The organism is Micromonospora fulviviridis (genome assembly GCF_014648395.1).
Lineage (GTDB): Bacteria > Actinomycetota > Actinomycetes > Mycobacteriales > Micromonosporaceae > Micromonospora > Micromonospora fulviviridis.
In genome coordinates this window covers 585902-611677 of sequence record NZ_BMRA01000001.1, presented here as the reverse complement: position 1 = coordinate 611677, position 25776 = coordinate 585902, and the positions used below count along the sequence as shown (strand labels likewise).

Annotated in this window: 29 protein-coding genes and 1 pseudogene; 13 read left to right on the top strand and 17 right to left on the bottom strand. The window is 73.7% G+C overall.

Annotated elements, in window-relative coordinates:
• Positions 1–119 precede the first annotated feature (119 nt).
• Positions 120–740 carry a pyridoxamine 5'-phosphate oxidase family protein gene (locus IEY96_RS03070; RefSeq protein WP_189193252.1) on the bottom strand — a complete coding sequence of 207 codons (621 nt, stop codon included), beginning with the start codon at positions 738–740 and terminating at the stop codon, positions 120–122.
• A 164-nt stretch (positions 741–904) separates the two neighbouring features.
• Here IEY96_RS03070 and IEY96_RS03065 point away from each other — a divergent pair, with 164 nt between their 5' ends.
• From IEY96_RS03065 to IEY96_RS03055, 3 genes are all read left to right on the top strand, one after another.
• Positions 905–1411 carry a DUF2231 domain-containing protein gene (locus tag IEY96_RS03065; protein WP_148427317.1) on the top strand — a complete coding sequence of 169 codons (507 nt, stop codon included), beginning with the start codon at positions 905–907 and terminating at the stop codon, positions 1409–1411.
• Positions 1408–1944 carry an Hsp20/alpha crystallin family protein gene (locus IEY96_RS03060; RefSeq protein ID WP_189193251.1) on the top strand — a complete coding sequence of 179 codons (537 nt, stop codon included), beginning with the start codon at positions 1408–1410 and terminating at the stop codon, positions 1942–1944. The genes IEY96_RS03065 and IEY96_RS03060 overlap by 4 nt, the downstream gene beginning before the upstream one ends.
• A gap of 61 nt (positions 1945–2005) precedes the next feature.
• Positions 2006–3112 carry a glycosyltransferase family 9 protein gene (locus tag IEY96_RS03055; protein ID WP_189193596.1) on the top strand — a complete coding sequence of 369 codons (1107 nt, stop codon included), beginning with the start codon at positions 2006–2008 and terminating at the stop codon, positions 3110–3112.
• A 3-nt stretch (positions 3113–3115) separates the two neighbouring features.
• Here the strand turns inward: IEY96_RS03055 and IEY96_RS03050 are convergent, their stop codons facing one another.
• Together IEY96_RS03050 and rfaE2 are read right to left on the bottom strand one after the other, a co-directional pair.
• Entirely contained in the window at positions 3116–3994 is an 879-nt protein-coding gene (locus IEY96_RS03050; RefSeq protein WP_189193250.1) for a glycosyltransferase family 2 protein, read from the bottom strand.
• Positions 3991–5850 (bottom strand): D-glycero-beta-D-manno-heptose 1-phosphate adenylyltransferase, encoded by a 1860-nt coding sequence (gene rfaE2, locus IEY96_RS03045; RefSeq protein WP_189193249.1) that lies wholly within the window; start codon positions 5848–5850, stop codon positions 3991–3993. The genes IEY96_RS03050 and rfaE2 overlap by 4 nt, the downstream gene beginning before the upstream one ends.
• Before the next feature lie 121 nt (positions 5851–5971).
• Between rfaE2 and IEY96_RS03040 the strand changes: the two genes are divergently transcribed.
• Positions 5972–6520: a type 1 glutamine amidotransferase domain-containing protein gene (locus IEY96_RS03040; RefSeq protein WP_189193248.1), complete on the top strand. Its 549-nt coding sequence runs from the start codon at positions 5972–5974 to the stop codon at positions 6518–6520.
• Positions 6521–6571: 51 nt separating this feature from the next.
• Positions 6572–8245, top strand: a complete 1674-nt coding sequence (locus IEY96_RS03035; protein WP_189193247.1) for an MDR family MFS transporter — start codon at positions 6572–6574, stop codon at positions 8243–8245.
• Between the two features lie 4 nt (positions 8246–8249).
• On the opposite strand, the gene IEY96_RS03030 is transcribed toward IEY96_RS03035, so the two are convergent.
• Entirely contained in the window at positions 8250–9143 is an 894-nt protein-coding gene (locus IEY96_RS03030) for a LysR family transcriptional regulator (protein WP_189193246.1), read from the bottom strand.
• 84 nt (positions 9144–9227) lie between these two features.
• On the opposite strand from IEY96_RS03030, the gene IEY96_RS03025 reads away from it, so the two are divergent.
• Positions 9228–10127 carry an EamA family transporter gene (locus IEY96_RS03025; RefSeq protein WP_229791354.1) on the top strand — a complete coding sequence of 300 codons (900 nt, stop codon included), beginning with the start codon at positions 9228–9230 and terminating at the stop codon, positions 10125–10127.
• Here IEY96_RS03025 and IEY96_RS03020 read toward each other — a convergent pair.
• Positions 10120–10611, bottom strand: a complete 492-nt coding sequence (locus tag IEY96_RS03020; RefSeq protein ID WP_189193245.1) for an NUDIX domain-containing protein — start codon at positions 10609–10611, stop codon at positions 10120–10122. The two genes, IEY96_RS03025 and IEY96_RS03020, sit on opposite strands and share 8 nt — an antisense overlap.
• 84 nt (positions 10612–10695) lie before the next feature.
• On the opposite strand from IEY96_RS03020, the gene IEY96_RS03015 reads away from it, so the two are divergent.
• A complete protein-coding gene (locus IEY96_RS03015) occupies positions 10696–12345 on the top strand; it encodes a fatty acid--CoA ligase (protein ID WP_229791353.1) in 1650 nt (549 codons plus the stop codon).
• Positions 12346–12531: 186 nt separating this feature from the next.
• Here the strand turns inward: IEY96_RS03015 and IEY96_RS03010 are convergent, their stop codons facing one another.
• The 6 genes from IEY96_RS03010 to IEY96_RS02985 form a co-directional block, all read right to left on the bottom strand.
• A complete protein-coding gene (locus IEY96_RS03010) occupies positions 12532–13545 on the bottom strand; it encodes an NADPH:quinone reductase (protein ID WP_189193244.1) in 1014 nt (337 codons plus the stop codon).
• Positions 13546–13711: 166 nt separating this feature from the next.
• Positions 13712–14461, bottom strand: coding sequence for a MerR family transcriptional regulator (locus IEY96_RS03005; protein WP_189193243.1), 750 nt, complete (start codon positions 14459–14461; stop codon positions 13712–13714).
• Positions 14462–14527: 66 nt separating this feature from the next.
• A complete protein-coding gene (locus IEY96_RS03000; protein ID WP_189193242.1) occupies positions 14528–15187 on the bottom strand; it encodes an HAD family hydrolase in 660 nt (219 codons plus the stop codon).
• Between the two features lie 31 nt (positions 15188–15218).
• Positions 15219–15479, bottom strand: coding sequence for a YciI family protein (locus IEY96_RS02995; RefSeq protein WP_189193241.1), 261 nt, complete (start codon positions 15477–15479; stop codon positions 15219–15221).
• A gap of 21 nt (positions 15480–15500) precedes the next feature.
• The gene (locus IEY96_RS02990; RefSeq protein WP_189193593.1) at positions 15501–16358 is read right to left on the bottom strand and encodes an SCO6745 family protein; all 858 of its coding nucleotides are present in this window, start codon (positions 16356–16358) and stop codon (positions 15501–15503) included.
• A gap of 139 nt (positions 16359–16497) precedes the next feature.
• The gene (locus IEY96_RS02985; RefSeq protein ID WP_189193240.1) at positions 16498–17157 is read right to left on the bottom strand and encodes an FKBP-type peptidyl-prolyl cis-trans isomerase; all 660 of its coding nucleotides are present in this window, start codon (positions 17155–17157) and stop codon (positions 16498–16500) included.
• 182 nt (positions 17158–17339) lie between these two features.
• Here IEY96_RS02985 and IEY96_RS02980 point away from each other — a divergent pair, with 182 nt between their 5' ends.
• Positions 17340–17732, top strand: coding sequence for a PPOX class F420-dependent oxidoreductase (locus IEY96_RS02980; protein ID WP_189193239.1), 393 nt, complete (start codon positions 17340–17342; stop codon positions 17730–17732).
• Between the two features lie 39 nt (positions 17733–17771).
• On the opposite strand, the gene ku is transcribed toward IEY96_RS02980, so the two are convergent.
• Complete coding sequence (gene ku / locus IEY96_RS02975) at positions 17772–18800, bottom strand: non-homologous end joining protein Ku (RefSeq protein WP_189193238.1); 1029 nt, start codon at positions 18798–18800, stop codon at positions 17772–17774.
• A gap of 85 nt (positions 18801–18885) precedes the next feature.
• Between ku and ligD (IEY96_RS02970) the strand changes: the two genes are divergently transcribed.
• Entirely contained in the window at positions 18886–19824 is a 939-nt protein-coding gene (ligD, locus tag IEY96_RS02970) for a non-homologous end-joining DNA ligase (protein ID WP_189193237.1), read from the top strand.
• The gene (gene ligD, locus IEY96_RS02965; RefSeq protein WP_189193236.1) at positions 19814–20728 is read left to right on the top strand and encodes a non-homologous end-joining DNA ligase; all 915 of its coding nucleotides are present in this window, start codon (positions 19814–19816) and stop codon (positions 20726–20728) included. Before ligD (IEY96_RS02970) ends, ligD (IEY96_RS02965) begins: the two co-directional genes overlap by 11 nt.
• On the opposite strand, the gene IEY96_RS02960 is transcribed toward ligD (IEY96_RS02965), so the two are convergent.
• The 3 genes from IEY96_RS02960 to IEY96_RS02950 all read right to left on the bottom strand — a co-directional run bounded on the left by IEY96_RS02960 (position 20655) and on the right by IEY96_RS02950 (position 22784).
• Positions 20655–21797, bottom strand: a complete 1143-nt coding sequence (locus IEY96_RS02960) for a hypothetical protein (RefSeq protein ID WP_189193235.1) — start codon at positions 21795–21797, stop codon at positions 20655–20657. The two genes, ligD (IEY96_RS02965) and IEY96_RS02960, sit on opposite strands and share 74 nt — an antisense overlap.
• 95 nt (positions 21798–21892) lie before the next feature.
• A complete protein-coding gene (locus IEY96_RS02955; RefSeq protein WP_189193234.1) occupies positions 21893–22387 on the bottom strand; it encodes a cupin domain-containing protein in 495 nt (164 codons plus the stop codon).
• A 28-nt stretch (positions 22388–22415) separates the two neighbouring features.
• A complete protein-coding gene (locus IEY96_RS02950; protein WP_189193233.1) occupies positions 22416–22784 on the bottom strand; it encodes a DUF4267 domain-containing protein in 369 nt (122 codons plus the stop codon).
• 88 nt (positions 22785–22872) lie between these two features.
• Here IEY96_RS02950 and IEY96_RS02945 point away from each other — a divergent pair, with 88 nt between their 5' ends.
• Positions 22873–23451 (top strand): TetR/AcrR family transcriptional regulator, encoded by a 579-nt coding sequence (locus IEY96_RS02945; protein WP_189193232.1) that lies wholly within the window; start codon positions 22873–22875, stop codon positions 23449–23451.
• Here IEY96_RS02945 and IEY96_RS33095 read toward each other — a convergent pair.
• A complete protein-coding gene (locus IEY96_RS33095) occupies positions 23443–23670 on the bottom strand; it encodes a hypothetical protein (RefSeq protein ID WP_268247134.1) in 228 nt (75 codons plus the stop codon). The two genes, IEY96_RS02945 and IEY96_RS33095, sit on opposite strands and share 9 nt — an antisense overlap.
• On the opposite strand from IEY96_RS33095, the pseudogene IEY96_RS33305 reads away from it, so the two are divergent.
• Positions 23563–24215: pseudogene (locus IEY96_RS33305) on the top strand (TIGR03089 family protein). The gene IEY96_RS33095 and the pseudogene IEY96_RS33305 sit on opposite strands and share 108 nt — an antisense overlap.
• A gap of 153 nt (positions 24216–24368) precedes the next feature.
• Complete coding sequence (locus IEY96_RS02935; RefSeq protein WP_189193231.1) at positions 24369–25283, top strand: alpha/beta fold hydrolase; 915 nt, start codon at positions 24369–24371, stop codon at positions 25281–25283.
• A 10-nt stretch (positions 25284–25293) separates the two neighbouring features.
• Here IEY96_RS02935 and IEY96_RS02930 read toward each other — a convergent pair whose 3' ends face one another.
• Positions 25294–25734 (bottom strand): DUF1801 domain-containing protein, encoded by a 441-nt coding sequence (locus IEY96_RS02930; protein WP_189193230.1) that lies wholly within the window; start codon positions 25732–25734, stop codon positions 25294–25296.
• Between the last annotated feature and the right edge of the window lie 42 nt (positions 25735–25776).

Below are 25776 nucleotides of genomic sequence, written 5' to 3'. Positions count from 1 at the left end.
TCCTCGACCCGGTTCCAGGGGGTGTCCAGCGTCGCGTGATCGCGGTGGGCCGTCCCCGAATCAGTACCCCCAGCCGCCCGGCCAAACATCCGCGCCGGGCGGCGGTCGAGTGGGGAGGCTCAGACGTAGAGGCGGCGGGCGTAGTCCGGGCCGTAGTGGCGTTCCAGGTCGGCGAGGTTCTCCGTCGGGGCCTCCACCTCCTTGACGAGCCGCGCGCGGGTCGGCAGCGCGTCGGGTCGCCAGGTCTCCGGCTGCCACAGCTTGGAGCGGAGGAACGCCTTCGCGCAGTGGTAGAAGATCTGCTCGATCGTCACCTCGACGGCGAGCACCGGCCGGTGCCCCTCGACCTCCATGTCCGCGAAGTACGGCGCGTCGCGCACCAGCCGGGCCCGGCCGTTGATCCGCAGGGTGTCGGTGCGCCCGGGGATCAGGAAGATCAGCCCGACGTGCGGGTTGGCCAGGATGTTGCGGTAGCCGTCGGCCCGCCGGTTGCCGGGCCGCTCGGGGATGGCGATGGTGGTCTCGTCCAGCACCAGGGTGAAGCCGGCCGGGTCGCCCTTCGGGGACACGTCGCAGCTGCCGTCGGCGCCGGCCGTGGCGACCAGGCAGAACGGCGACGCGGCCAGCCACTCCCGGTCCCGCTGGTGCAGCACCGTGCGCTCCTTGTCCCGCGCCCGCTGCCCCGGCGCGCCCAGCAGTTCCGCCAGTTCCTCCGGGCTGGTGATCTCCCGTGTCGTCACGTCTGCCTCCCCCGTCCGTTGACCTTGGCGGCGATTCCGGCCCGCGAACGGCTGGTTTCCGCCATCGTCAGCCTAGGAGAGCGCGTCGACGCGAGGTTTGCCCCCGGAGCCGGCGGGTACGGACTGAGCCGCAGCGCGCCCGGACGCGATCGATGGAGGCCGAGATGGAGAGCCGACTGAAGGTGCTCGGCCATCCCGTGCATCCCATGCTGGTGATGTTCCCGGTGGCCCTGCTGGTCACCGCGGTGATCTTCGACGTGATCGACACCGTGGGCGGGCCGGACTTCCTCGGCGAGGTCGCGTACTGGAACATCACGGTCGGCCTGGTCGGCGGCCTGCTGGCCGCGGCGGCCGGCGCCTTCGACCTGCTGGCCCTGCCCACCGGCACCCGCGCCAAGCGGGTCGGGCTCACCCACGCCGCCGCCAACGTCGCGGTGATCCTGCTCTTCGCCGCGGTCTGGGTGGTGCGGCTCAACGCCGACTCCCGGGCCGCCGGAGGCGCCCTGATCGCCATCGAGGTGGTCGCCGTGGCCATCCTCGGCGTCAGCGCCTGGCTCGGCGGCGAGCTGGTGGACCGGCTGGGTGTCGGCGTCGACCCGGAGCACGACCTGAACGCGCCGAGCTCGCTGCGACCCCCCTCGGCGACCCAGCGGATCGGAGACGTGCGATGACGGAACAGAGCGGCGGCCGGGGCTGGCGGGGCCGCCAGCAGGGCTGGGACCCGATGGGCGAGCTGCAGTCGCTGCGCGCCGAGCTGAGCCGCCTGGTCGGTGGCCGCGGCGGCAGCCCCGACGTGGAGCTGACCGAGATCGCCGACGGCTGGGAGGTGGTCGTCCGGCTGCCCGGTGTGGCCCCCGAGGAGGTGGCCGTCGAGCTGGACGACCGGGAGCTGTGCGTACGGGCCCGGTCGGAGGCCGAGGTCAACGCCGACCAGGGCATTCCGGGCGGGTTCACCACCCGGGGCTTCGAGTACCGGGTGGACCTGCCGTCCCGGGTGGACCCGGACCGGATCGACGCCGTGATGGACCACGGCCTGCTCCGGGTGCGGCTGCCCCGGGCGGCCCGGCCCGCGCCGCGCACCATCACCGTCGGCCGCACCGGCCCGAGCACCACCTCCGGGGGTACGCGGACCGTGGTCGACCCGGCAGCGGACCGGGAGCTGCACCATCCGGACACCACGGCCGACGAGATCGACCGGCCGTAGGGGTCGCGTGGACACCCGGGCCGACAACTCCAGCTCGGCGCGTCTGTCGCCGCGCCGCGACCTGGAGCCGTCGTCGGTGCTCGGCCCGGTCGGCGAGTGCGTCCCCGACGTCGAGCGGATCGCCGTGCTGCGGGCGAACGCGCTCGGCGACTTCATCTTCGTCCTGCCGGCGCTCGAGGCGCTGCGGGCCGCGTACCCGTCGGCGGAGATCGTGCTGCTCGGCGCGCCGTGGCACGCGAAGCTGTGGCGCGACCGCCCCGGCCCGGTGGACCGGGTGCTGGTGGTCCCGCCGGCGCCCGGCATCCGCGAACCCGGCCCGGGCGAGGAGCCGTCCGAGCTGGCGGACTTAGTGGCGGCGGCCCGCACGGAGCGGTTCGACCTGGCCCTGCAACTGCACGGCGGCGGCGTCAACTCCAACCCGATCATCGCCGGGCTGGGCGCCCGGGTCACCGCCGGCCTCCGCGCCCACGACGCGCCGCCGCTGGACCGCTGGATCCGGTACGTCTACTACCAGCACGAGGTGATCCGATACCTGGAGGCGGTGGCCCTGGTCGGGGCGGCGGCCGTGACGATCACGCCGACCTTGGCGGTGACCGGCGCCGACCGGGCCGAGGCCCGCACGGTGCTCGGCGAACCGACCCGACCCCGGGTGGCGCTGCACCCGGGGGCCACCGACACCCGGCGGCGCTGGCCGCCGGAGCGCTTCGGCGAGGTCGCCCGGGCGCTGGCCGGCGACGGCTACGAGGTGCTGGTCACCGGCACCCCCGCCGAGCGGGAGACGGTGGACGAGGTGGTCGCGGCGGCCGGCGTGCCGGTCCGCCCGCAGGTCGGCACGCTCAGCCTGGGCGGGCTGGCCGCCGCGTACGAGGGCTGTGCGCTGGTGGTCTCCAACGACACCGGCCCGCTGCACCTGGCCGCCGCGGTGGGCGCCCCGACGGTCGGCATCTACTGGATCGGCAACCTCATCAACGGGGCGACGCCGCTGCGCGTCCGGCACCGGCCGATCGCCTCGTGGACCACCAACTGCCCGGTCTGCGGCATCGACTGCACGCGGGACATCTACCCGCACCGCCCCGGCGGCGGCGAGTGCCCGCACCGCGACTCGTTCGTCGCCGACGTCCCGACCGCCGAGGTGGTCGAGGCCGCCCGCGAGCTGCTGGCGGAGTGAGCGTCAGGCCGGCTGCGGGGTGTCCGGCTCGGCGACCACGACCTCCCACGCCTCCACGTCCCGCTCGGTGACGGTGGTCGGCGACTCCAGGTGGTAGGCCCCGCTGGGCAGGACGCCGGCGCCGCCGTGCCGCTCCAGCACGGCGAGCTGCGCGGCGACGTCCTCGCCCTGGTGCCGGTCGGGCAGCCGGCGCCAGAACTCGAAGCCGCCGGAGTCGAGGAGCTTGGCCCGGTCGTAGAGCACGCACCCGCCGATCCAGGAGACCTTGTACGCCCGCCACGCCCCGGCCGGCAGCCGCAGCTTCTCGGTGACGTGCAGCAGGTTCGCCGCCGGGTGGATGCACGCGCGCTGCCACTCCGGGGTGCCGGGGCGGACCCGCTCGGGCACCGGCGGGCCCTGCCACTCCTCGTAGTGCCCGTGCGTCTCCGGGCGCACGTCCTCGGCGTACGAGAGGCCGTGCACGGCGTTGCCGACGAACCCGCAGCCCAGCTCCCGGATCGCGGTGACCAGCCGGGACACCGTGCCGGGCTCCAGCCAGACGTCGTCGTCGAGGCACAGCACGTACCGGGCCGCCGACCGGTCCAGCAGGGAGGCCCGGTGCTCGGCCAGCCCGCGCCGGGGCAGCCGCCGGGACAGCAGCACCGGGTGGCCCCGGTGGCGCAACGCCCGGACCATGGTGGCCGCCGCCGGGTGCGTGTACGCCGGGTCGCCGTCGGACTGGTCGCTCACCACCACCCCGAAGTCCGGTACGCCCTCCTGCGCGGCCAGCCCGGAGAGGGTGACCGCCAGTTCGGCGGGCCGGTTGCGGGTGGGAATCAGCACGTCGAGCTGCCGGGGGCGGCGGAACTCCTCGGGTGCGCCGAGGTCGAGCGGTCGGTTCACGCCGGCCTGCCCTCGTTAACCGGCGGGACGACCGGGTGCGACCGGATCCGGTCGATGATCGCCGAGGTGGAGCGGTCCGGCACGTAACCGAGGGTGCGTACCTGGCCGCCCAGCCGGCGGACCAGCGGGGCCTCCGGGACCATCTCGGGCGGGTAGTCGCCGCCCTTGACGTAGACGTCCGGGCGGACCGCCTCGATGAGCTTGGCCGGGGAGTCCTCCTCGAAGACCACCACGTGGTCGACGCACTCCAGCGCGGCGAGCAGGGCGGCGCGATCCTCGACCGGGTTGACCGGCCGGTCGGGGCCCTTGAGCCGGCGTACGCTGCCGTCGGAGTTGACCGCCACGACCAGCAGGTCGCCGAGCGCGCGGGCCTGGGTCAGGTAGCGGACGTGCCCGGGGTGCAGCACGTCGAAGCAGCCGTTGGTGAAGACGATCGACCGGCCGGCCCGGCGGTGCTCCGCGACGATCGCGGTCAGCTCCTCGGCGCCCACCAGGGTCGGGCGGCCGGCCTCCTCCGGCCCGCTGCCCAGCGCGTCGAGCAGGTCCTCCCGCCGGCACACGCAGGTGCCGGTGTCGGAGACGGTGATGGTCGCGGCGAGCTGGGCGAGCTGCGCGGCGGTCGGCAGGCTCGCGTCCGCGGCCAGCGCCAGGGTCATGGCCGCCAGGTACGCGTCCCCGGCCCCCACGGCGTGGCTGGCCGGGACCGGGGTGCTGTGGCTGCGCCGGGGTTCGCCGTCGGCGCCGCCGACCACCGCGCCCTCGGTGTCGAGGGTCACCGCCACGACGTCCGCGCCGGTGTGCTCGCGCAGCTCGTCGAGGCGGGACTCGGCCAGTACGGCCCGGTCCACGCCCGCACCGGCCGCCGCGTTGACGGTCACGCCGGTGCCGGTGACGCTGAGCCCGTCCCCGGTCAGCGCGACCCGCTCCTCGCCGGGCGTCGGCTCGCCGGTCGGACCGGCCACCCCGCCGCCGTGCCCCGCCATGCTCGGGTCCGCGCCGGCCCCGGAAGTCGGGTGCGGGCTGCCGGGCTGCCGCTCACCGGCCCCGCCGGGCGCCGCGCCGACGACCAGCTCGGAGGGGCCGTCGGCCGGGTCGGCCAGGTGGTCCAGGTGCAGGTGGCCGGCGGTCGCGCCGCGGGCCCCGCTCCGGTGCCCGCCGTTGAAGCCGGCGGCCGCTCGGGCCAGCAGCCGGGTCGCCTCGGCGAAGCTCGGGGTCACCACGGTCGGGTTGAGGCCGCGCCAGTCGGCCAGGTCGTGCGCGTCGAGGGCCACGGTGGCGTACCGGTCCCGGTTGGCGACCAGCCAGGCGCGCACCGCCGAGGGCAGCGCGCCCAGGCCGTAGTCGCAGACGACCAGGGTGGGCGGCTGCCCGGCGCCCACCGCGCGCAGCTCCTCGGTGGCGGAGTGCAGGGCGGTCAGCAGGCGGGCCACTCCGTCGTCGTCGAGCGCGTCCTCCGGGTCGCCGGAGTCCTCGCGGAGCAGGATCTGGTTGCCGGCGAGCATCCGGCGTTTCACCGGCGTGGGCCGCCCGGGGTGGCCGACGGTGCGGTCCCAGACGCCCGCCCGGTCGAGGCAGTCGTGCAGCTCGTCACCAGCCACGTCGGCGCCGACCGGGGCGACCAGGGCGGCCCGGCCGCCGAGGGCGGCCACGTTGACGGCCGTGTTCGCCGCCCCGCCGGCGGCGGAGATGCGTCGGCGCAGGGTCAGGACCGGCGCGGGCGCCTCCCGGCAGAGCCGCTCGGACTCCGCGAACCGCCACTCGTCCAGCATGGCGTCGCCGACGACCAGCACGGGACGCCCCTGCCAGCCGGCCACGACGGTGGCGAGCCGGCGCTCTTCCGCTGCTGCTCCTGCCATGCCCCTTCGGGTCCCCCGAGCGGGACCGGCCAAACCTGCGGCCCGGGACACCCGGGCCGTCCGGTTTCGGCGGGTCCGGCCCGGGAACGGGTCCAGACATACCCCGGAGAGGAGAACCACCATGGCAGCGACACTGCAGGGCAAGCGGATCGCCTTCCTGGCCGCCGACGGCGTCGAGGAGGTCGAGTACACCAGGCCCCGCGAGGCGGTGGAGAACGCCGGTGCCCGGGTCGAGCTGGTCTCGATCGAGTCCGGTTCGATCCAGGCCTTCAACCACCTCGAGCACGGCAAGCAGTACCAGGTCGACGTGACGACCAAGGAGGCGGACGCGGGGGCGTACGACGCGCTGGTGCTGCCCGGCGGCGTGGCGAACCCGGACTTCCTGCGGACCGACCCCGACGCGGTCCGGTTCGTGAAGTCGTTCTTCGAGGCCGGCAAGCCGGTCGGGGTGATCTGCCACGGCCCGTGGACGCTGGTCGAGGCGGACGTGGTGCGCGGCCGGACGATCACCTCGTGGCCGAGCCTGCGCACCGACCTCACCAATGCCGGCGCGAACTGGGTGGACCAGGAGGTCGTCACCGACAAGGGCCTGGTGAGCAGCCGCAAGCCGGACGACCTGCCGGCGTTCTGCGACAAGATCGTCGAGGAGTTCGCCGAGGGGAAGCACTGACTTCTTCTCCCACCGGGGGCATGATCCGCCCCCGGTGGGAAAGGAAGCGGGATGACAGCCCAGGCCGCTCGTCCCGTGCTGCACGCCCGCCAGATCCGCCTGCTGATGTTCGGCCTGATGACTGGCATGCTGCTGGCGGCGCTCGACCAGACCATCGTCGGCACCGCGCTGCCCACCATCGTCGGTGAGCTGGGCGGGATCAACCACTACTCGTGGGTCGTCACCGCGTACCTGCTCGCCTCCACGGCGTCGACGCCGCTGTACGGCAAGATGGCCGACCTGTACGGGCGCCGCCCGGTCTTCCTCTTCTCGATCGGCACGTTCCTGCTCGGTTCGCTGCTGGCCGGCCTGTCGCAGAACATGACCCAGCTGATCGTCACCCGGGGCGTGCAGGGCCTCGGCGCGGGTGGCCTGCTCACGCTGGCGTTCACGATCATCTCGGACGTGGTGTCACCCCGGGAACGCGGCCGCTACCAGGGCCTGTTCGGCGCGGTCTTCGGCATCTCGTCGGTGGCCGGCCCGCTGGTCGGCGGCTACTTCGCGGAGACCAACTGGCGGTGGATCTTCTACATCAACGTGCCGCTGGCCATCCTCGCCATCGTGGTCTGCTACCACGTCATGCGGCTGGTCCCCTTCCAGCGCCGGGAGCACACCGTCGACTGGGTTGGCGCCGGACTGCTGGTCGCCGGGGTGAGCTGCCTGCTGCTCGCGCTGAGCTGGGGCGGCAACGAGTACGCCTGGGGCTCCGGCGTGATCATCGGGCTGTTCCTGGCCGGGGCGGTTCTGGCCACGCTCTTCGTGCTCCAGGAGGCCCGGGTACGCGAGCCGATCCTGCCGCTGCGGCTGTTCCGCAGCGCCACCTTCGCGCTGGCCAACTCGGCGGGCTTCGTGCTCGGTCTGGTGATGTTCGGGTCGATCATCTTCATCCCGCTCTACCTGCAGATCGTCAAGGGCGCCTCGCCGACCCGCAGCGGCCTGCTCATGCTGCCCATGATGGCCGGCATCATCTTCACCTCGATCATCACCGGGCGGGCCATGAGCCGGATCGGCCGGTACAAGTGGTTCCCGGTGGCCGGCGCGGCCGTGCTGGTCGTCGGCATGCTGCTGTTCCGGCAGCTCCAGGTGGCCACCTCGCTCTGGGTGGCCTTCGGCTTCATGGTGGTGATCGGCGTCGGGCTGGGCCTGTGCATGCAGTCGCTGATCCTGGGCGTGCAGAACTCGGTCGACCCGCGCGACCTGGGCGCGGGCACCTCGTCGGCGACGTTCTTCCGCTCGCTGGGCGGCTCGTTCGGCGTGGCCATCCTCGGCGCGGTGCTGTCGTCCCGGCTCACCAGCGAGCTGGCCGGCCGGCTGCCGGCGGCCATCGCCCAGCTCCCGCCGGACCAGCGGGCGGCCGTGGCGGCCCGCGGCGGCGCCAACATCTCGATCAACGACCCGGCGACGATCATGGCCCTGCCCGGTCCGGTGCGGGCCGCCATCCAGGCCTCGTTCGTCGAGTCGCTGCACCTGGTCTTCCTGACCACCGGGCTGGTCGCCATCGTGGCCGTGCTGGTCACCCTGGCCATGCCGAACGAGCAGCTGCGCGGGGCCGGCCCGCAGGGGTCGACCGGCGGCGCGGACCCGCTCGGCGGCCCGGCGGCCGCACCGGGCGGCAAGCCCCTCACCAGGGAGTCGAAGGAGGAGGCCGCCGCCGACATGGAGTCGAAGTCCCAGACGATGCTCTGACCGGCTACCCCTCCGGGCGGGTGGCGAGCAGGTCGAGGATGAGCGCCAGCGGCGGCCAGGCCGCCCGCCCGCGGCGGGTCACGGCGTACGCGCGCAGCAGGGCCTGCGGGCCGGTGAGCGGCAGCAGGCGGACCCCGGGCGCGGTGGGCTGGTCGCCGGGGAGCAGCCCGACGCCGAGTCCCGCGACGATGAGGTCCTGGACCAGGTCGAGGCTGTCGGCCCGGTGCACGATCCGGGGCTCGAAGCCGGCCATCGAGGCGATGGTCCGCACCACCACCTCGTCGGCGGTGTTGCGCGAGTTGACGATCCAGTCCGTGTCGCGGAACCGGTCGAAGACCGCCGGGGCGTCCGCCGCCGGGACGGGCGCCGCGCCGGCCGGCACCCCGAGCTGCCAGGCCGCCGACCACAGCGGCGTGGTGTCGAGCGCGGGGTCGGCGGAGATCGGGGCCAGGTTGTAGTCGTAGGTCAGCGCGAGGTCGACGTCGTCGGTGGCGAGCAGCGCGTACGCCTCGGCGGGCTCGTGCTCGTCGATGCGCAGGCGCACCCGGGGGTGGTCCGCCGCGAGCCGGGCGGTGAGCGGCAGCAGCGAGCGCCGGACGGCGGTGGCGAAGCCCGCGACGCGTACGGTGCCGGCCGGTTCGGCCCTCGGGTCCAGGTCGAGGCGGGCCGCGTCGACCGCGGCGAGGATCGTCACGGCGTGTTCGGCCAGCCGGCGTCCGGCCGGGGTGAGCCGGACCCGGCGGCCGTGCGGCTCGACCAGTTCGGCGCCCACCTCCCGGGCCAGCACCGCGAGCTGCTGCGACACCGTCGAGGTGGTGACGTGCAGCTCGTCGGCGACCAGGCGCATCGAGCCGAGCCGGGCCAGTTCGCGCAGCAGGCGGAGGCGACGCAGGTCCACGCGGACGATTGTTCACGATTGTCGAATGGTCCGTCCAGGAATGGCACGTGGACGCGAGCGGTCCGGACCGGCTCTACTGTCCGCATGACCACCGCGACTCCCGCCCGGACCGGCACCGCCATGGCCGTCGCCGCGATGACCTGCGTCCAGCTCGGGTTGGCCGCCTCGGTGGGGCTGTTCGACCGGGTCGGCCCGGAGGGTGCCGCCTGGCTGCGCCTGGCCTGGGCCGGGGTGCTGCTGGCGGTCGTGGTCCGGCCCCGCCCGTCGGCCTTCACCCGCTCCGCCCTGCGGGCCTGCGTGGCGCTGGGCGTCGTGACGGCCGGCGTCACCATCCTGTTCATGGCGGCGGTGGCCCGGCTGCCCCTCGGTACGGCCAGCGCGCTGGAGTTCCTCGGGCCGCTGGGCGTGGCCGTGGCCCGCGGCCGGGGCGGCGCCAAGCTCTGGCCGGCGCTCGCGGCCGTCGGGGTGCTGCTGCTCACCGAGCCCTGGCACGGCGGGGCGGACCTGGTCGGGGTGGCGTACGCGCTCGGGGCGGGGGCCTGCTGGGCCGCGTACATCCTGCTCACCCAGCGGGTGGGCGACGAGGTCTCCGGGGTCCGCGGCCTGGCGGTCTCCATGCCGGTGGCCGCCCTGGTCGCGACCCTGGTCGTCGGTCCGTCGGTCTTCGGCGACCTGACCTGGCCGGTGCTCCTGGCCGGCCTCGGGCTGGCCGTGCTGCTGCCCGTCGTGCCGTTCGTGCTGGAACTGCTGGCGCTGCGCCGGCTCACCACCGCCGCGTTCGGCACGCTCATGAGCCTGGAGCCGGCCATCGCCCTGGTCGTCGGCTTGGTGGCGCTGGGTCAGGTGCCCGGGCCCGCCGCCGTGGCCGGGATCGCCTTCGTGGTGGTGGCCGGGATCGGCGCGGAACGGTCCGGCGCCCGGCCGGGCGGCCACACCGCGGCGACCCCCGACGGGCGGCCCGTGGAGGCCGGCGCCGTCACTTGAGGATGAGGCGGTTGGTCTGCTCGAAGACGTCCAGGTCGGCGAGGGTCTCGACCACGCTGGCGGAGAGCGGGGCGGGCAGCTCCTCCCGGGGGAAGAAGCCGGCGTCGATGGTCTCGTCGGTGAACCGGGCCAGCTCGCCGTCCCACTCCTCGACCCGGAACGCCGTGGTGAAGACCTGGTAGGTGTGGCCGTACATGTTGGTGTTGGTGAAGTCGGGGCCCGTGTAGAGGGCGAAGGCGCTGACCCGCAGGGCGCGCAGACCGGTCTCCTCGCGGACCTCCCGGACGGCGCAGTCGGCGATCGACTCGCCCAGCTCCATGGCGCCGGCCGGCAGCGCCCACTGGCCGTTGTCCGAACGCTGGATGAGCAGCACCCGGGCGGCGTTGTCCCGGACCACGGCGCGTGCGCCGACGAACATGAGGGTGCGGTCACCGGCCAGGGCCCTGAGCTGCCCCACGTACGAGTCGGCCCACGAGATGCTCACCCGGACAATCTACGCACCTTCCCCGGTCGGGTCCGCCGTTCCGGGGGTTCCGCTCGTGTGACCGGCGACACTACGTTGTTACCCATGCGTAGCACGATGATGGACGCCCCCCTCCAGGTCGCCCGGATCCTCGAACACGGCTCCACCGTGCACGGCACGGCCGAGGTCGTCACATGGACCGGCGCCGAGCCCCGCCGGATGACGTACGCCGAGGTCGGGCGAGCCGCCGCCCAACTGGCCCACGCGCTGCGCGACGAGTGCGGGGTCACCGGCGACGAGCGGGTCGCCACCTTCATGTGGAACAACAACGAGCATCTGGTGGCCTACTTCGCCGTGCCGAGCATGGGCGCGGTGCTGCACACCCTCAACCTCCGGCTCTTCCCGGACCAGGTCGCCTACATCGCCAACCACGCCGAGGACCGGGTGGTGCTGGTCGACACCACCCTGATCCCGCTGCTGGCCCGGGTGATCGGCGAGCTGACCACGGTGCGGCACGTCGTGGTGGTCGGCGGCGGCGACCCGGCTCCGCTGCTGGCCGCGGCCGGCGACCGGATCGCCGTACACCACTGGGACGCCCTGCTGGCCGGCCGGCCGGAGGTCTACGACTGGCCCGAGGTGGACGAGCGCGACGCCGCCGCGCTCTGCTACACCTCCGGGACCACCGGAAACCCCAAGGGTGTCGCCTACTCGCACCGTTCGATCTACCTGCACTCGCTCCAGGTCTGCATGCCGGAGGGCTTCGGCCTCGGCCCGCAGGACCGGGAGCTGGCCATCGTCCCGATGTTCCACGCGATGTCCTGGGGTCTGCCCTACGCCGCGTTCCTCTCCGGCGCGTCGCTGATCATGCCGGACCGGTTCCTCCAGGCCGAGCCGATCGCCGCGATGATCGCCGCCGAGCGCCCCACCCTGGCCGGCGCGGTGCCGACCATCTGGACCGACCTGCTGGCCTACCTGGACAGCCACGACGTGGACACCTCCTCGCTCAAGGAGGTGATCGTCGGTGGCTCGGCCTGCCCGCCGGCGCTCATGCACGCCTTCCAGGAGCGGCACGGGATCGAGGTCATCCACGCCTGGGGCATGACCGAGATGTCCCCGCTGGGCTCGGTCTCCCGGCCGCCGGCCGGCGCGACCGGCGAGACGGCCTGGCGCTACCGCTACACCCAGGGCCGGGTGCCGGCCGGTGTCGCCGCGCGGATCGTCGGCCCGCTGGGCGAGGCGCTGCCCGCCGACGGGACGTCCGTGGGTGAGCTGGAGGTCCGCGGGCCGTGGGTGACCGCCCGGTACGTCGGCGACGACATCCCGGACGAGGAGAAGTTCCGTGACGGGTGGCTGCGCACCGGGGACGTCGGCACGCTCTCGCCGGACGGCTACATCACCCTCACCGACCGGGCCAAGGACGTGATCAAGTCGGGCGGGGAGTGGATTTCCTCGGTCGAGCTGGAGAACGCCCTGATGGCACACCCCGCGGTGCTGGAGGCGTGCGTGGTGGGCGTGCCCGACGAGCGCTGGGACGAGCGGCCCCTCGCGACCGTGGTCGTCCGAGAGGGCGCCTCGGTCACCGCCGAGGAGCTGCGGGACTTCCTGGCGAAGTCGGTGGCGCGCTGGCAGCTGCCGGAGCGCTGGGCGTTCATCGACGCGGTCCCGAAGACCAGCGTCGGCAAGTTCGACAAGAAGGTGGTGCGTTCCCGGTACGCCGACGGTGGCCTGGACGTACGAGAACTGACCGCGCCGTAACACTTTCCGGCGTAGCGTCGCCAGCACGGGTAGGACGTGTTCCTCTCGAACATTCCTCCCCAGAGGGCGGCCCCGGCGTTCGCACCGCGCCGGGGCCGCCCGTCCAATGCGGGGGCGACCCGCAATGTCATTCTCGCGAAACTTGTTCGTCTCTGTCCCGATGATGGCGAAATAGGTTTCGCGTTCTCAGGTCTCGCTGGTCGTGATGAGCACCTTGCCGACCACCGAGTTCTCCACCGCCTCGTGCGCCGCCCGGGCCGCCTTCAGCGAGTGGTGGTGCAGCGGCAGCCCGGCCTCCACGCCCACCCGCACCGCGCCCTGGGCCACCGCCGCCGCGATATCCGTCACCGCCTGCGCCTTGGCCGCCTTCGGCGCCGTGTAGATCAGCACGAACTGCCAGCGGGCGTTCGGCATCATGAGCGCCCGGATCGGCAGGGTCACCTGCTCGCCGCCGTCGTCCGCGTAGACGCAGACCGCACCCCCGGTACGCAGCAACTGCACGTCGGCGGCGGCATTGCGGGCGGCGGAGACCTCGACGATCGTGTGCACCCCGTCGGGCGCGATCTTGCGGACCTCCTCGACCACGTCCTGCTCGCGGTAGTTGACCACGAAGCTGGCCCCGGCCGCCGCCGCGAGCTGCGCCTTCTCCGGGCTGCTCACCGTGGCGATCACGCACGCGTCGGCCCAGCGGGCCAACTGGATGGCCGCGTTGCCGACCGCGCCCGCCCCGCCCTGCACCAGCACCACGTGGTCGCTCAACGCGCCGGCGTGCAGCTTGTCCGGCATGAACTCGCCGGCGGTCAGGCAGCGGTGCGCCGTCATGAACGGGATGCCCAGCGCCGCGCCCAGGTCGAACGACGCCGAGCCGAGGCTCACCGCGTGCCGGACCGGGACCACCGTGTACTCGCTGGCCGTGCCCCACGGCCGCTGCCAGGCCGCCTCCCAGAGCCACACCCGCTCGCCGATGAGGATCTGGTCGACACCCTCGCCGACCGCCTCGATCACCCCGGCGCCGTCCTGCCCGGGGATCTGCCAGCCCTGCGGCAGCGGCCAGGCGCGGCGGGCCTTCCAGTCGGTCGGGTTCACCCCGGCCACCGCCATCCGCACCAGCACCTCGCCCCGGCCCGGCTCCGGCACCGGCCGGTCCACGAGCTGGAGCACCGAGGCGTCCCCGTTGGTCTCGTACACGATCGCCCTCATGGCCGTCCCCTCCGCCGTCCTGCCGGCTGCGCTACCCGGCCGCCCCGCGATCATTCCGATCGGGCGCGCCCTGGAAACCGTACAACCGGGCGGCGGGCGGACATCGGGCCCTTCGGTGGAACGCCATGGGTGTCAACGGACGGCGGTGACACCCATGGCGTTCCACTCAGCCGGCGGCCGCCGCGCGCTTCACGTAGTCGATCAGCTCGGGCGTGGGGCCGCCGTACTGCTGGGCGATCTCCGCGCTGTTCTCCGCCTGCATCCGGTAGAGCGAGTCGCGCAGCCCCGGGTCCCCGCCGTGGAACGCCTCCAGCAGCTCCATCCAGCGCGCCGCCAGGGCCCGCACCCGCGGGTCCGCCGGGTCGGTCCCGGCGTCCATCTCGGCCCGCACCCGGGCGATCAGCTCCGGCCACTCCGCCTCCACGCCGCGGATCGCGTCCTCACCGAGCCGCTCCCGGCGCTGCGCCAACGCGGCCAGCTGCTCCTCGCTGAAGTAGTTCCGCACGGTGTCGTCCACCCTGGTCACCTCCTCGATCAGCGCGAGCAGGTCGACGGACGGGGCGCCCCCGGCGGCGCGGACGGCCGGCACCAGCGCGGCCAGCCGGTCCCGCAGCCCGCCCAGCGCGGCGAGCTGCCGTTCCACGTGGGCCAGGTGCTCGTCGAGCAGCTCGGCCAGCTCCGGCCCGCCGCCCCCGCCGCCGTCCAGCAGCGTGCCGATGGTCTCCAGCGGCAGGCCCAGCTCGCGCAGCGCGACGATCCGGTACAGCCGGCCCACGTCCCGCTCGTCGTAGAGCCGATGCCCCGACGAGGTCCGGGCGGACGGCCGCAGCAGCCCCACGTGGTCCCAGTGGTGCAGGGTCCGGACCGTCAGCCCGGTACGCCGGCACAGCTCACCGATCCGCCAGGTGGACGCCACGTCCCACTCCCTCTCGCGTCACCGCGCCCTGCGGCGACGTGGGCGACGCTATGACCTGACGTCGCGTCAGGTGCAAGCCGCGCGTTCCACCACCTCGGGGGTGAGCGCGTCGATCGAGGGCAGCACCACCGCCGCCAGCTTCTCCGCGTCCGGGTCCAGGGGGTAGGAGCCGTGCGGCACGGCCACCACGCGGCAACCGGCGGCGGCCGCCGAGCGGACCCCGTTCGAGGAGTCCTCCACCGCCACGCACCGGGCCGGGTCGACGCCGAGGCGCGCGGCCACCGCCAGCCAGACGTCCGGCGCCGGCTTGCCCCGGGCGGTCTCCTCCGTCGACAGGGTCGCGCCGAACGCCTCGACCAGCCCCGTCGCGTCCAGCGCCGCCGCGATCAGCCGGGTGGGGGAGGAACTGGCCAGCCCCAACGGCCACCGCGCGGCCGTGCGGCGCACCACCGCGACCGCGTCGTCGATCAGGGGTACGCGCTGCGCGTACCGCCGGGTCATCTCGGCCACCACCTCGGTGGCGACCTGCTCGGCGCTCCGGTCGACGCCCAGCTCGCCGCTCAGGTAGGCGGCCCACTCGCCGGTGCTCATCCCCATGAGCCGGCGCTGGGTGTCCGGCTGCCACGTGCCCCCGTGCTCCGCCACGTACGCCCGCCGGACCTCCTCCCAGACGGGCTCGGAGTCCACGATCACGCCGTCCAGGTCGAAGAGCACCGCGTCTACCACGTACCCATCCTGCCGGAAGGTGCCGCCGCGGTCAGGTCAGGAACGGCGCCCACTCCCGGATCCGGGTGACCTCCACGCCGGGCGTGGTGAAGTACGGGTCGGCCGCGAGCAGGCGGTCCAGCTCCGACCGGTCCGGCACGTCGAAGACGAGCACGGCGCCGGAGTCGTCGGCCAGCGGACCGGCCATCCGGAGCACGCCCTTCCCGTGCAGCTCGGTGAGGAGCGCGCGGTGGGCGGGGCGGGCGGCGAGCCGCTCCGGCGCCTCGGTGAACGCAAGTTCCACGATCCACATGCCCGGAAGGCTACGCGCCGCTCAGCGGGTCGGGGCCGCCGCGTCCGTGGCGCTGCCGCGCTGCGCCGGCAGGCCGATCGGGGCCTTCGGCGGGATGATCGTGCGGCACCGGTTGGCGATCGGTTCGAGCAGCTCGCGCAGCCGGGCCGTCCGCTCAGCGCCCAGCGCCCGCCACGGGCCGAGCGCGGCCCGGTCGGTGGCCTCCTCGACGGCCCGGAAGGTCGCGGTGCCGTGCTCGGTCGGCGCCCGGTCGGCGGTCAGCCAGCCCTGCTCGACCAGCCGCTCCTCGGCCGTGGCCCACTCCTCGTCGGTCCAGCCGCGGGCCGCCTGGTGGAACTCGCGGGACTGGTCGACCCGGCACCGCCAGGCCACCACCTCCACCGGCGCGAGGCCGGTGGTGACCAGCGCGCCCACGTGCCCGTCGCCCCGGTGCTCGCGCAGCGTGGTGGCGGCCTGCCACATCCGGGCCAGCGGGTACTCGCCGCGGGGCAGGGCGGCGTTGACCGCGCCGAGCACCCGCCCGGCCGGCTCCACCCGCCCGGCCGCCTCCTCCAGCAGGTCGGCCGCCTCGACGAGGTGCGACTCGGGCAGCTCGTAGGTGAACTCGGCGAGCGCCTGCACGGCGCCGGTGAGCCGGGCGCGCAGCGCCTCCTCAGGGGTGGCCAGCCGCCACACCGAGGGCAGCGCCCGGGCCACCATGGCCGGCGCGAAGCTGAAGAAGGCGGCCACCACGCTGGGCGCGCCGACCGGCCCGAGCGGGGCGGCCCGGCCGGCGAAGTAGCCCCGCCAGTAGCCGCGCAGCCCGACCGCCTCGTACGCGGCCCGGGCCCGGGGGTGGAAGTAGGTCACCGCGTGGACCGGCTCGAAGTGCGTCCACATCAGCCGGGCCAGCCCGGTGTCGTCCAGCGCCGCCACGTGCACCTCCGCGTCGGTGGGCAGGTCGCCGCGGGCGGGTGTACCGCCCACGGTGACCATGAACCTACTGCCGCTGGGTGACCGTGCGGAAGCCTGCTGTGAGCTACTGCGCGGCGAGCACGTCGACGACGAAGCGCAGCGGCCCGGCCGGACGCCCGCCCGACGCGTCGTTGCCGTACGCCAGCTCGGCCGGAATGTCCAGCTGCACCCGGCTGCCCACCGGCACGCCCACGAGGCCCTGGTCCCAGCCCGGGATGACCTGGCCGACGCCGATCGGGAAGGTGGCCGGCTGGCCGTTGTTCCAGGACGCGTCGAACTCCTTGCCGTCCTTGTAGAACACGCCCACGTAGTTCGTGGTGATCTGCTGGCCGGCCTTGACCGCCGCGCCCTTGCCCTTGACCAGCGTGGTCACGGTCAGCTTCGTCAGCTCACCCTTGCCCGCCTCGACGGCCGGCTTGGTCTTCAGCGCCGGGTCGATGTCGGCCGGGAACTGCTGCGCCGGCGGCGCGGTGGGTTCGGCCGAGGGGGCGGCGCTGGCCGACGCGGCGGTGTTCGCCGGCTTGTCGTCGTCGCCGCTGTTCTTCCAGACGATGCCGGCGACCAGGCCGGCCACGGCGAGCACACCGACGAAGGCGCCCAGAATCGACTGCCGGCGGCGCTTCGCCTCGGCGGCCTTCTTCGCCGCCAGCTGGGCGGCCAGCCGCCGCTCCGCCTTGGTGCCCGGGCTCTGGCCCGCCGACCGGTTCTGCACGCGCTCGCTCACGTCGACTCCCTGCTGGGTGGGGTGGGTGCGCCCCCGGCGGGCCGCCGCCGAGGCCAGCGCACACGGTACCCGCCCGGACGCCCGCAGTGCTCCCTCGCCCGGTCCGATCCCGACAGGCCGGCCCTCCGTGGCCCGACGGGAACAGCGGTGACGACCGGGCTCGCGGGGGTAGGTTCTCGACCATGGCGATCCTCACCGAAGAAGACCTGGCCCTGCTCGCCGAGCCGCAGCTCGCCCACGTGGCGACCATCGAGGTCGACGGCACCCCGCACGTCACCCCGGTGTGGGTGGACACCGATGGCGAGCACATCGTCTTCAACACGGCCAAGGGCCGGCAGAAGTACGTCAACATCGAACGCAACCCGATGGTCGCGGTCTCCGTGGTGGACAAGGCGGACGACTTCCGCACTCTGTGGGTCAAGGGCACCGCGGAGCTGGTCACCGAGGGGGCGGACGAGCACATCGACCGGATGGCGCAGAAGTACCTGGGGCAGGAGACCTACCCGTTCCGCCGGCCCGGGGAGGAGCGGGTGATCGTCCGCATCACCCCCACGGAGAAGCTCGGCCGGGGCTGAGCCGCCGCCGTCGAGGGGCCGAGGCGCGGCCCCTCGACGTCAGGCGGTCTTGCGCGGGGCGGCCTTCTTTTCGGCCGCCTTCTTGGCCGGGGCCTTCTTCGCCGCCGTCTTCTTGGCAGCGGTCTTCTTGGCCGGCTCGGCCTTCTTCTCCGCCGCCTTCTTGGCGGGCGCCTTCTTCGCCGGGGCCTTCTTCTCGGCCGCCTTCTTGGCGGGCGCCTTGGCCGCCTTCTGGGCCGAGCGCGCCGCCGAGATCGGGGTCGGCTCGGCCGCCCCGCCTTCCGGCGCCTCGCCCCGGGCCGCCCGAGCGCGGTCGACGGACGCCTTGAGGGCGGCCATCAGGTCCACGGCGGCGGCCGGCGCGGCCTCTTCCTCCTCCGGCTGGACCACCTCGCGGCCCTCGACCTTGGCGTCGATGACCTCCTGCAACGCCGCCCGGTAGTCGTCGGTGAAGGCGTCCGGCTCGAACTCGCCGGCCATCGAGTCGATCAGCGAGCTGGCCATCGCCAGCTCCGGGGGCCGCACCTTGAGGTCCTCGTCGAGGAAGCCGAAGTCGGGCTGGCGTACCTCGTCGGGCCAGAGCATGGTGTTGAGCAGCAGCACGCCCTCGCGGACCCGCAGGGTGGCGAGCTGCTCCCGCTGGCGCAGCGCCACCTTGACGATCGCCACCCGCTCCGAGTCGGCGAGCGCGTCGCGCAGCAGCACGTACGGCTTGGTGGCCGAGCCCTCCGGCTCCAGGAAGTACGCCTTGTTGTAGAGGATCGGGTCGACCTGCTCGGCCGGCACGAACTCCAGCACGTCGATCGCGTGCGAGGTGGTCAACGGCAGCTCGGCGAAGTCCTCGTCGGTGAGGATGACCATCTCGCCGCCGCCGATGTCGTACCCCTTGGCGATGTCGTCGTAGGTCACCTCCTCGCCGCAGACCGAGCAGGTGCGCTTGTAACGGATGCGGCCGCCGTCCTCGCGGTGCACCTGATGGAAGCGGATGTCCTTCTCCTCGGTGGCCGAGTAGACCTTCACCCCGATCGACACCAGGCCGAACGACACCGCTCCTTTCCAGATCGCCCGCATCCCGCGCTCCTCTCCCCGGTTCTGACCAGAATCGCAAATGATCGAACGGGGCGCACGCTCTTCCGTGCGCAACTACAGTCATAAGGTGCCCGGCGCGCCGTTGAAGCCGATGCTCGCGATGACCGGGCAGCTCCCGGCCGGTGACGGCTGGGCGTACGAGTTCAAGTGGGACGGGGTCCGCGCGCTCGCCGACATCAGCGGCGGCCGCCAGCACCTGTACGCCCGTTCCGGCGTGGAGATCACCACCGCGTACCCCGAGCTGATCCCTCTGGCCGAGCAGGTCGACGACGCCCTGCTGGACGGCGAGGTGGTCCTCTTCACCGACGGCCAGCCCTCGTTCACCGCGCTCGCCGAGCGGATGCACGTCCGCAACCCGGCCAAGGCCGCCCGGCTCGCGGCGACCGTGCCCGTGACGTACATGATCTTCGACGTGCTGCGGCTGCGCGGCGCGGACCTGACCGGCCGGCCCTACCGGGAGCGGCGGGAGGTGCTGGAGTCCCTCGGGCTCGGTGCCGCCCGGTGGGCGGTGCCGCCGCTCTTCGGTGACGGTCCCGCCACCTACGCGGCGGCCGGCGAGCACGGCCTGGAGGGGGTGATGGCCAAGCGGGTCGACGCCATCTACCGGCCCGGGGTGCGCTCGCCGGACTGGGTGAAGGTCAAGCTGGAGGTGACCGGCGACTTCGTGGTCGGCGGCTGGCGGCCCGGCGCGCGCAAGATCGGCGGCCTGCTGGTCGGGGTGCCCCGGCCGGACGGGCGGCTCACCTTCCGGGGCCGGGTCGGCGGCGGCATCGGCGCGGCGCTCGAACGCGAACTGCTGCGCGAGCTGGAGCCGCTGCGCACCGCCGGGTCGCCGTTCGCCGGGGACGTGCCGCGCGAGGATGCCCGTGGCGCGAACTGGGTAACTCCCCAGGTCGTGGTGGAGGTCAAGTACGGCCAGCGCACGCCGGACGGCCGGCTGCGCTTCCCTCGGATCCTGCGCCTGCGCCCCGACAAGCCGGTCGAGGAGGTCGACGATGTCAGCTGATCGTCTCAAGGTGGACGTGGAGGGCCGGTCGCTGGAGGTGTCCAACCTGGACAAGGTCCTCTACCCGAAGGCCGGCTTCACCAAGGGCGAGGTGATCGACTACTACACCCGGATCGCCCCGGTGCTGCTGCCGCACCTCCAGGACCGGGCGCTGACCCGGATCCGCTTCCCCAACGGCGTCGACGGCGGCTCGTTCTTCGAGAAGAACGCCCCCGCCGCGACCCCCGGCTGGGTACGCACCGAGAACCTGCCCGCCCCCGGGTCGAGCAAGGGGCGGGAGACCATCGACTACGTGGTCGCCGACGACCTGCCCACCCTGGTCTGGCTGGCCAACCTCGCCGCGCTGGAGCTGCACACGCCGCAGTGGAAGGTCGGCGAGCACCCGGACATGATGGTGGTCGACCTGGACCCGGGCGCCCCGGCGGCCCTGAAGCAGTGCTGCCAGGTGGCGCTGCTCATGCGGGACCGGCTCGCTGAGGACGGCATCGACAGCTACCCGAAGACGTCGGGGAAGAAGGGCATGCAGCTCTGCTGCCCGATCGCCGGCACCCAGGACGCCGATCTCGTGTCCGACTATGCCAAGCGGATCGCGCAGGAGTTGGAGAAGGCGCACCCGAAGCTGATCGTCTCGAAGATGGCGAAGAACCTGCGCCCCGGGAAGGTCTTCATCGACTGGAGCCAGAACAACGCGGCCAAGACGACGGTGGCGCCATACTCGCTGCGGGCCCAGGACGTGCCCTCGGTCTCCACTCCGCTGACCTGGGACGAGGTCGAGGCGGGCGCGGCCGGCAAGCGCCCGTCGACGAAGCCGTACACCGCCCCCGAGGTGCTCAAGCGAGTGGAGAAGCAGGGCGACCTGCTGGCCCCGCTGCTCGACGGGGGCCCGGAACTGCCCGGCCGCTGACCCCACGCAGGCGCCACCACGCACCGCCGACCAGGACCAGGGCGATCAGGCTGATCGCCACGTCACCCACCAGGGCAGCCGCCGGCGTCGCCGGGGCATAGGTGGGCACGACGTACGCGTACGCGGCCGCGACGAGCAGGCTGGTCGAGCCGGCGGCCAGCACGTGCCGCTGCCCCCAGCCGGCGCGCCGGGACCAGCGCACGAGCAGGCCGGCGGCCGTGGCCGCGAGAGCCAGCGCGAGCCCGATCCCCGGCCAACCCGGCACGAGCCCGGACCCGCCGTACGCGACGGCCACCACGAGCCCGACCCAGGCCGGACGCGGCGCGGACGGGGTGTTCCGGCTGCCGGAGGGCGGCAGGTTCGCGATGTTCCGGCCGGTGGGTCGCGGCGGGTTCGGTGCATCGGGTCGCGACGGGTGTGGCACGGGCGGGGTGGCGTGGGTGGCGGGTCCCGGCCGGTGCCGCAGGGCGGCGACGACCAGCGCCAGTGCCACCGCGGCGGCGAACGCCAGCTGCACCGGGGCGGCCAGGAAGCCCTTCCGGCCGCCGTCGTCGGCGAAGACCAGCAGGCTGCCGCCCAGCCAGAGCAGCGCGACCACGACCAACCCTCGCGTGCCCAGCCACGGCCGCAGCCTCCGGTCGGCACCCAGGTACGACTCGACGAGCGCGATCGGCGCGCAGATGCTCAGCGCCACGTGGTTGCCCACGTAGTCGACCGCCTGCCGGGCGCTGAACCCGAGGCCGGGCACCAGCGTCGCCTCGGCCGCGCTCTGCGTGTCGGCGAACTGGGTGTCGTCGAGGAACCCGTGGTTGAACAGCGACTGGTCGACCAGCCCGGCCTGGACCACGCCGAATGCGGCCGCCAACGCCACGATCGACGGCCAGCCGAGGCCGAGCCGCCGGGCCGTCTCCCGGATCAGCAGGGCGGCGCCGCCGTACATCGGGGCGAGCACGAGCACCACGAACGGCATGCCGGCGAGGGTGAAACCGCCCCAGGCGCACTCGGCGGCCCAGGGTGCGAGCAGCAGCAGCGCGATGGCCGGTGCGAGGCGGTGCGCATCTGTCGTCATGGATCCACCGTGCCCAGCCGGCCCGGCCCGCCGATACGGCCGTCGGACGACGGGACCCGCGACCAAAGTCGACGGTCGCGGGCCCCGGTCGGCGGTCAGCGGCGGGCGGCGTCCCAGGCGGCGCTGCTCCGGAAGTACGTGTCGTAAAGCTCCTGCACCTCCAGCAGGCTCTCCGGCGGCACCTTCCCGTAGGCGATCCGCTCCAGGTGGCGGAAGTACTCGAACCGTTCGACGCCGGGGGTGATGACGATGAGGATGTCGGCGTTCTCGCCGGGCGCGGCGGCGAACGCGTGCGCCACGCCGGGCGGCACGATCACCAGGTCGCCGCGCTCGGCGGTGACGACCTGCTCGCCCGAGAGCAGTTGCGCCGTCCCGTCGAGCAGGTAGAACAGCTCGGCGGAGTTGCCGTGATGGTGCGGCCGGGCGCCGTCCGCGCCGTCGGTGAGGGTGACCCGCTGGGTGGAGAGCGCGCCGCCGGTGGCGCTGCTGTCGGCGAGCAGCCGGATGGTGGTGGGGGCGCGGCCCACCACCTCGGCGTCCGCGTCACGGACGATGACGGACCTGTCGAAGTCGGGCGTGATCAGGGACATCGCGCTTCTCCTGTCGTGGCGGTGTGGGTCAGAGGGCGAACAGCAGCACGGCGTTGAGCAGGACGACCACGGCGGTCGCGAAGTGGACGCCGAAGGCGACGGCCTTCCTGCCGTGGCGCAGCACGATGAGGGTGTCTCCCAGCGGGTTGATCGCGACGATCAGCATGTACCAGGCGACCGCCTCGGCGCTGGTGAAGGCGATGAGCGCGAGACCGAGCAGGCCGTAGCCGAGGTCGCGCAGGCCCTTGATCGTGAGGTAGGCGGGGTCCTCGTCCGGCTTGACCGGAACGCCGTAGCCGGCGGCCGAGGCCTGAGGCGCCAGAAGAAAACGGGCGCCGATGAAGACGCAGAAGAGGCTGAGGACGATGGCGAGCCCGTAGGCGATGGTGCTGAGCATGGTCGGCTCCGTTTGCTAGCGCTGCTAGGTCTGAGAGCGAAGCTAGCAGAGCGGCAGCAGCTTGGCTAGCGGTGCTAGAGTTCCGGTCATGGCGATTCGGGAGCGGCGCGAGCGGGAGCGGGCGGAACGGGAGCGGGCGATCGTCGCCGCCGCCCGGGAGCTGGCCGAGTCGGAAGGCTGGGACGCGGTGACCACCCGCCGGCTCGCCGCCGAGATCGAGTACAGCCAGCCCGTCCTCTACAGCCACTTCAAGGGCAAGGGCGCCATCATGGCGGCGGTCGCCGTGGAGGGCTGCGGCGATCTGGCCGCCGAACTCGCCGCCGCCCGGGCCGCCGCGACCGACGAGCGGCAGGCGGTGGCGGGCATCGCCACGGCGTACGCCGATTTCGCCGAACGGCGGCCCGCGCTCTACGACGCGATCTTCAACCTCCCCACCGAACTGCCCTTCGCCAGCCAGGACGTGCCGGTCGAGCTGGCCCGCGCCTTCGCCGAGCTGGCCGAGACCCTGCGCCCCTTCGCCGGTGACGACAACCTGGAGACGTTCACCGAGACCTTCTGGAGCGGGCTGCACGGCCTGGTCTCGCTGATGCGCAACGGCCGGCTCCGGCGGGAGGAACACGAGCGGCGGCTGGCCCTCCTGGTCGACCGGTTCGCCCGGCTAGGGTGAGCTGACCGCCAGGGAGGAGTGCACCCGATGGCCGACCACGCACCCGTCGCCGTAGCGACCCACGAGCCGCTGCTCAGCTACCTCGACGACGCCACCGGCGAGCGCACCGACCTGACCGCCCAGCAGTTGGGCGCGTGGGCGGCCCGCAGCGCCGGGCTGCTCCGGGACGGCTGCGGGCTGCGCCCCGGCGACCGGGTGGCCGTGCTGCTGCCGCCGCACTGGCGTACCGCGGCCGTGCTCATCGGAGCCTGGTCCGTCGGGCTGGCGGTCTCCTTCCGGCCCCGGGCCCTGGCCGGGCTGCCGGTCCTCGAACCCGGCGCCGACCTGCCGTACGACGCGGTGTTCGTCACCCGGAACGGCTCGACGACTGGCTGGAGGACGTGCCCGAGGGGACGCACCGCTACCTCGTCGGCACCGGCCCCGGTCCGCTGGACGAGGTGCCGCCCGGCTGGCTCGACTGGTCCGCCGAGGTGCTGCGCCACCCCGAGATCGCCCCCGACCTCGCCGCCCTCCGCCCCTCGGACCCGGCCAGCCCGGACGGCACCAGCTACGGCGAGTGGGGCGCGGTGGCCCGGGAGTACGCCGAGCAGCTCGACCTGCGTGCCGGTGACCGGCTGCTGGTCGACGTGGCCGAGCACGAGCAGCCGCTGAAGTGGCTGCTGGCCCCCCTCGCGGCCGGGGCGTCGGTGGTGCTCTGCGCCAACCTCGACCCGGCCGACCGGGAAGCCCGCGTCGCGGGGGAGCAGGTCACCCGGGTGCTTTGAGCGTCCGCGCTCCGGCGCCCGGTCACCCGGGCGACCGCGGATCCTAGCCATCCCGTGGCCGCCACCGGCTGCCTTCTCCGGGAACGCCGCCCGTGGCTGTCGGCGGGCTCTACCGTGCAGACGTCTACGGGGCGAGCACGAGGAGCGGCCGGTATGAACGCCAGCGGATCGTCAACGTTGTTCACCGACCTGCGGCAGGTCGACGCCGGGGTGCTGACCGTCGGATACGTCGACGCCGGGTCCCCGGACGGTCCGGTCGTGCTCCTGCTGCACGGTTGGCCGTACGACATCCACAGCTTCGCCGAGGTCGTACCCCGGTTGACGGCGGCCGGCCACCGGGTGCTCGTGCCGCACCTGCGGGGGTTCGGCACGACACGGTTCCGGTCCGCCGACACGATGCGAAACGGTCAGCCGGCGGCCCTGGCCCTCGACACCGTGGCCCTCATGGACGCCCTCGGGGTGCAGAAGGCGACCCTCGCCGGGTTCGACTGGGGCGCGCGCACGGCCGACATCATTGCCGCGCTGTGGCCGGAGCGCTGCCAGGGCCTCGTCTCGGTGAGCGGCTACCTGATCGCCGGCCAGGAATCGGGGCGCAAGCCGCTCCCGCCGGAGGCCGAACTCTCCTGGTGGTACCAGTTCTACTTCGCGACCGACCGCGGCCGGGACGGCTACGAGAAGAACCTCGACGGCTTCGCCAAGCTGATCTGGCGGACGGCCCCGAAGTGGGCCTTCGACGACGCGACGTTCGCCCGGAGCGCGGCCTCGCTGCACAACCCCGACCACGTCGACGTCGTGATCCACAACTACCGGTGGCGCCTCGGCCTGGCCGCCGGGGAGCCGCAGTACGACGAGGTCGAGGAGAAGTTGGCCGCGAACCCGAGCATCGCGGTGCCCACCATCACCCTCGAAGGTGACGCCAACGGCGCACCCCACCTCGAACCGTCCGTGTATGCCGGGCGCTTCTCCGGCCCGTACGAACACCGGACCGTGAGTGGCGGCGTCGGGCACAACCTGCCGCAGGAGGCGCCGCAGGAGTTCGCCGACGCGGTGTTGCAGGTCGCGACCTGACCCTGCTTGGTCAGCCTCGGCTGGCCCGGTCGACGCCCTTGTGCACCCGGACCGTGCGGTCGACCAGTTCGCGCAGGGCGCTTTCGTCGACGTCGTCGAGCCGCTTCAGGTAGAGGCAGCCCTTGCCGGTCTTGTGCGGGCCGAGCCGGGCCATCACCGAGGGGTAGCGTTCCTCGAACCCGCCGACCAGGTAGACGACGAGTTGCTGCTTGCGCGGCGAGAAGCCGACCAGCGGCCAGTCACCCGTGCGCCCGCTCTCGTAGGTGTAGCGGTAGGTGCCGAAGCCCACGATGCTCGGGCCCCACATGACCGGGGGCTCGCCGGTGACCTCGCGCAGCAGCGCGCAGAGGCGCTCGGCGTCGGCCCGTCGGCGGTCGTCCGGCACGGCCGCCAGGAAATCGTCGACGCTGGCGTCGGTCGGCACGGTCACCGGCTGCTTCGAGGTCGCCATGTGCTGATGCTGCCAGGTGAGTACGACAGCGAATCCGGTTGA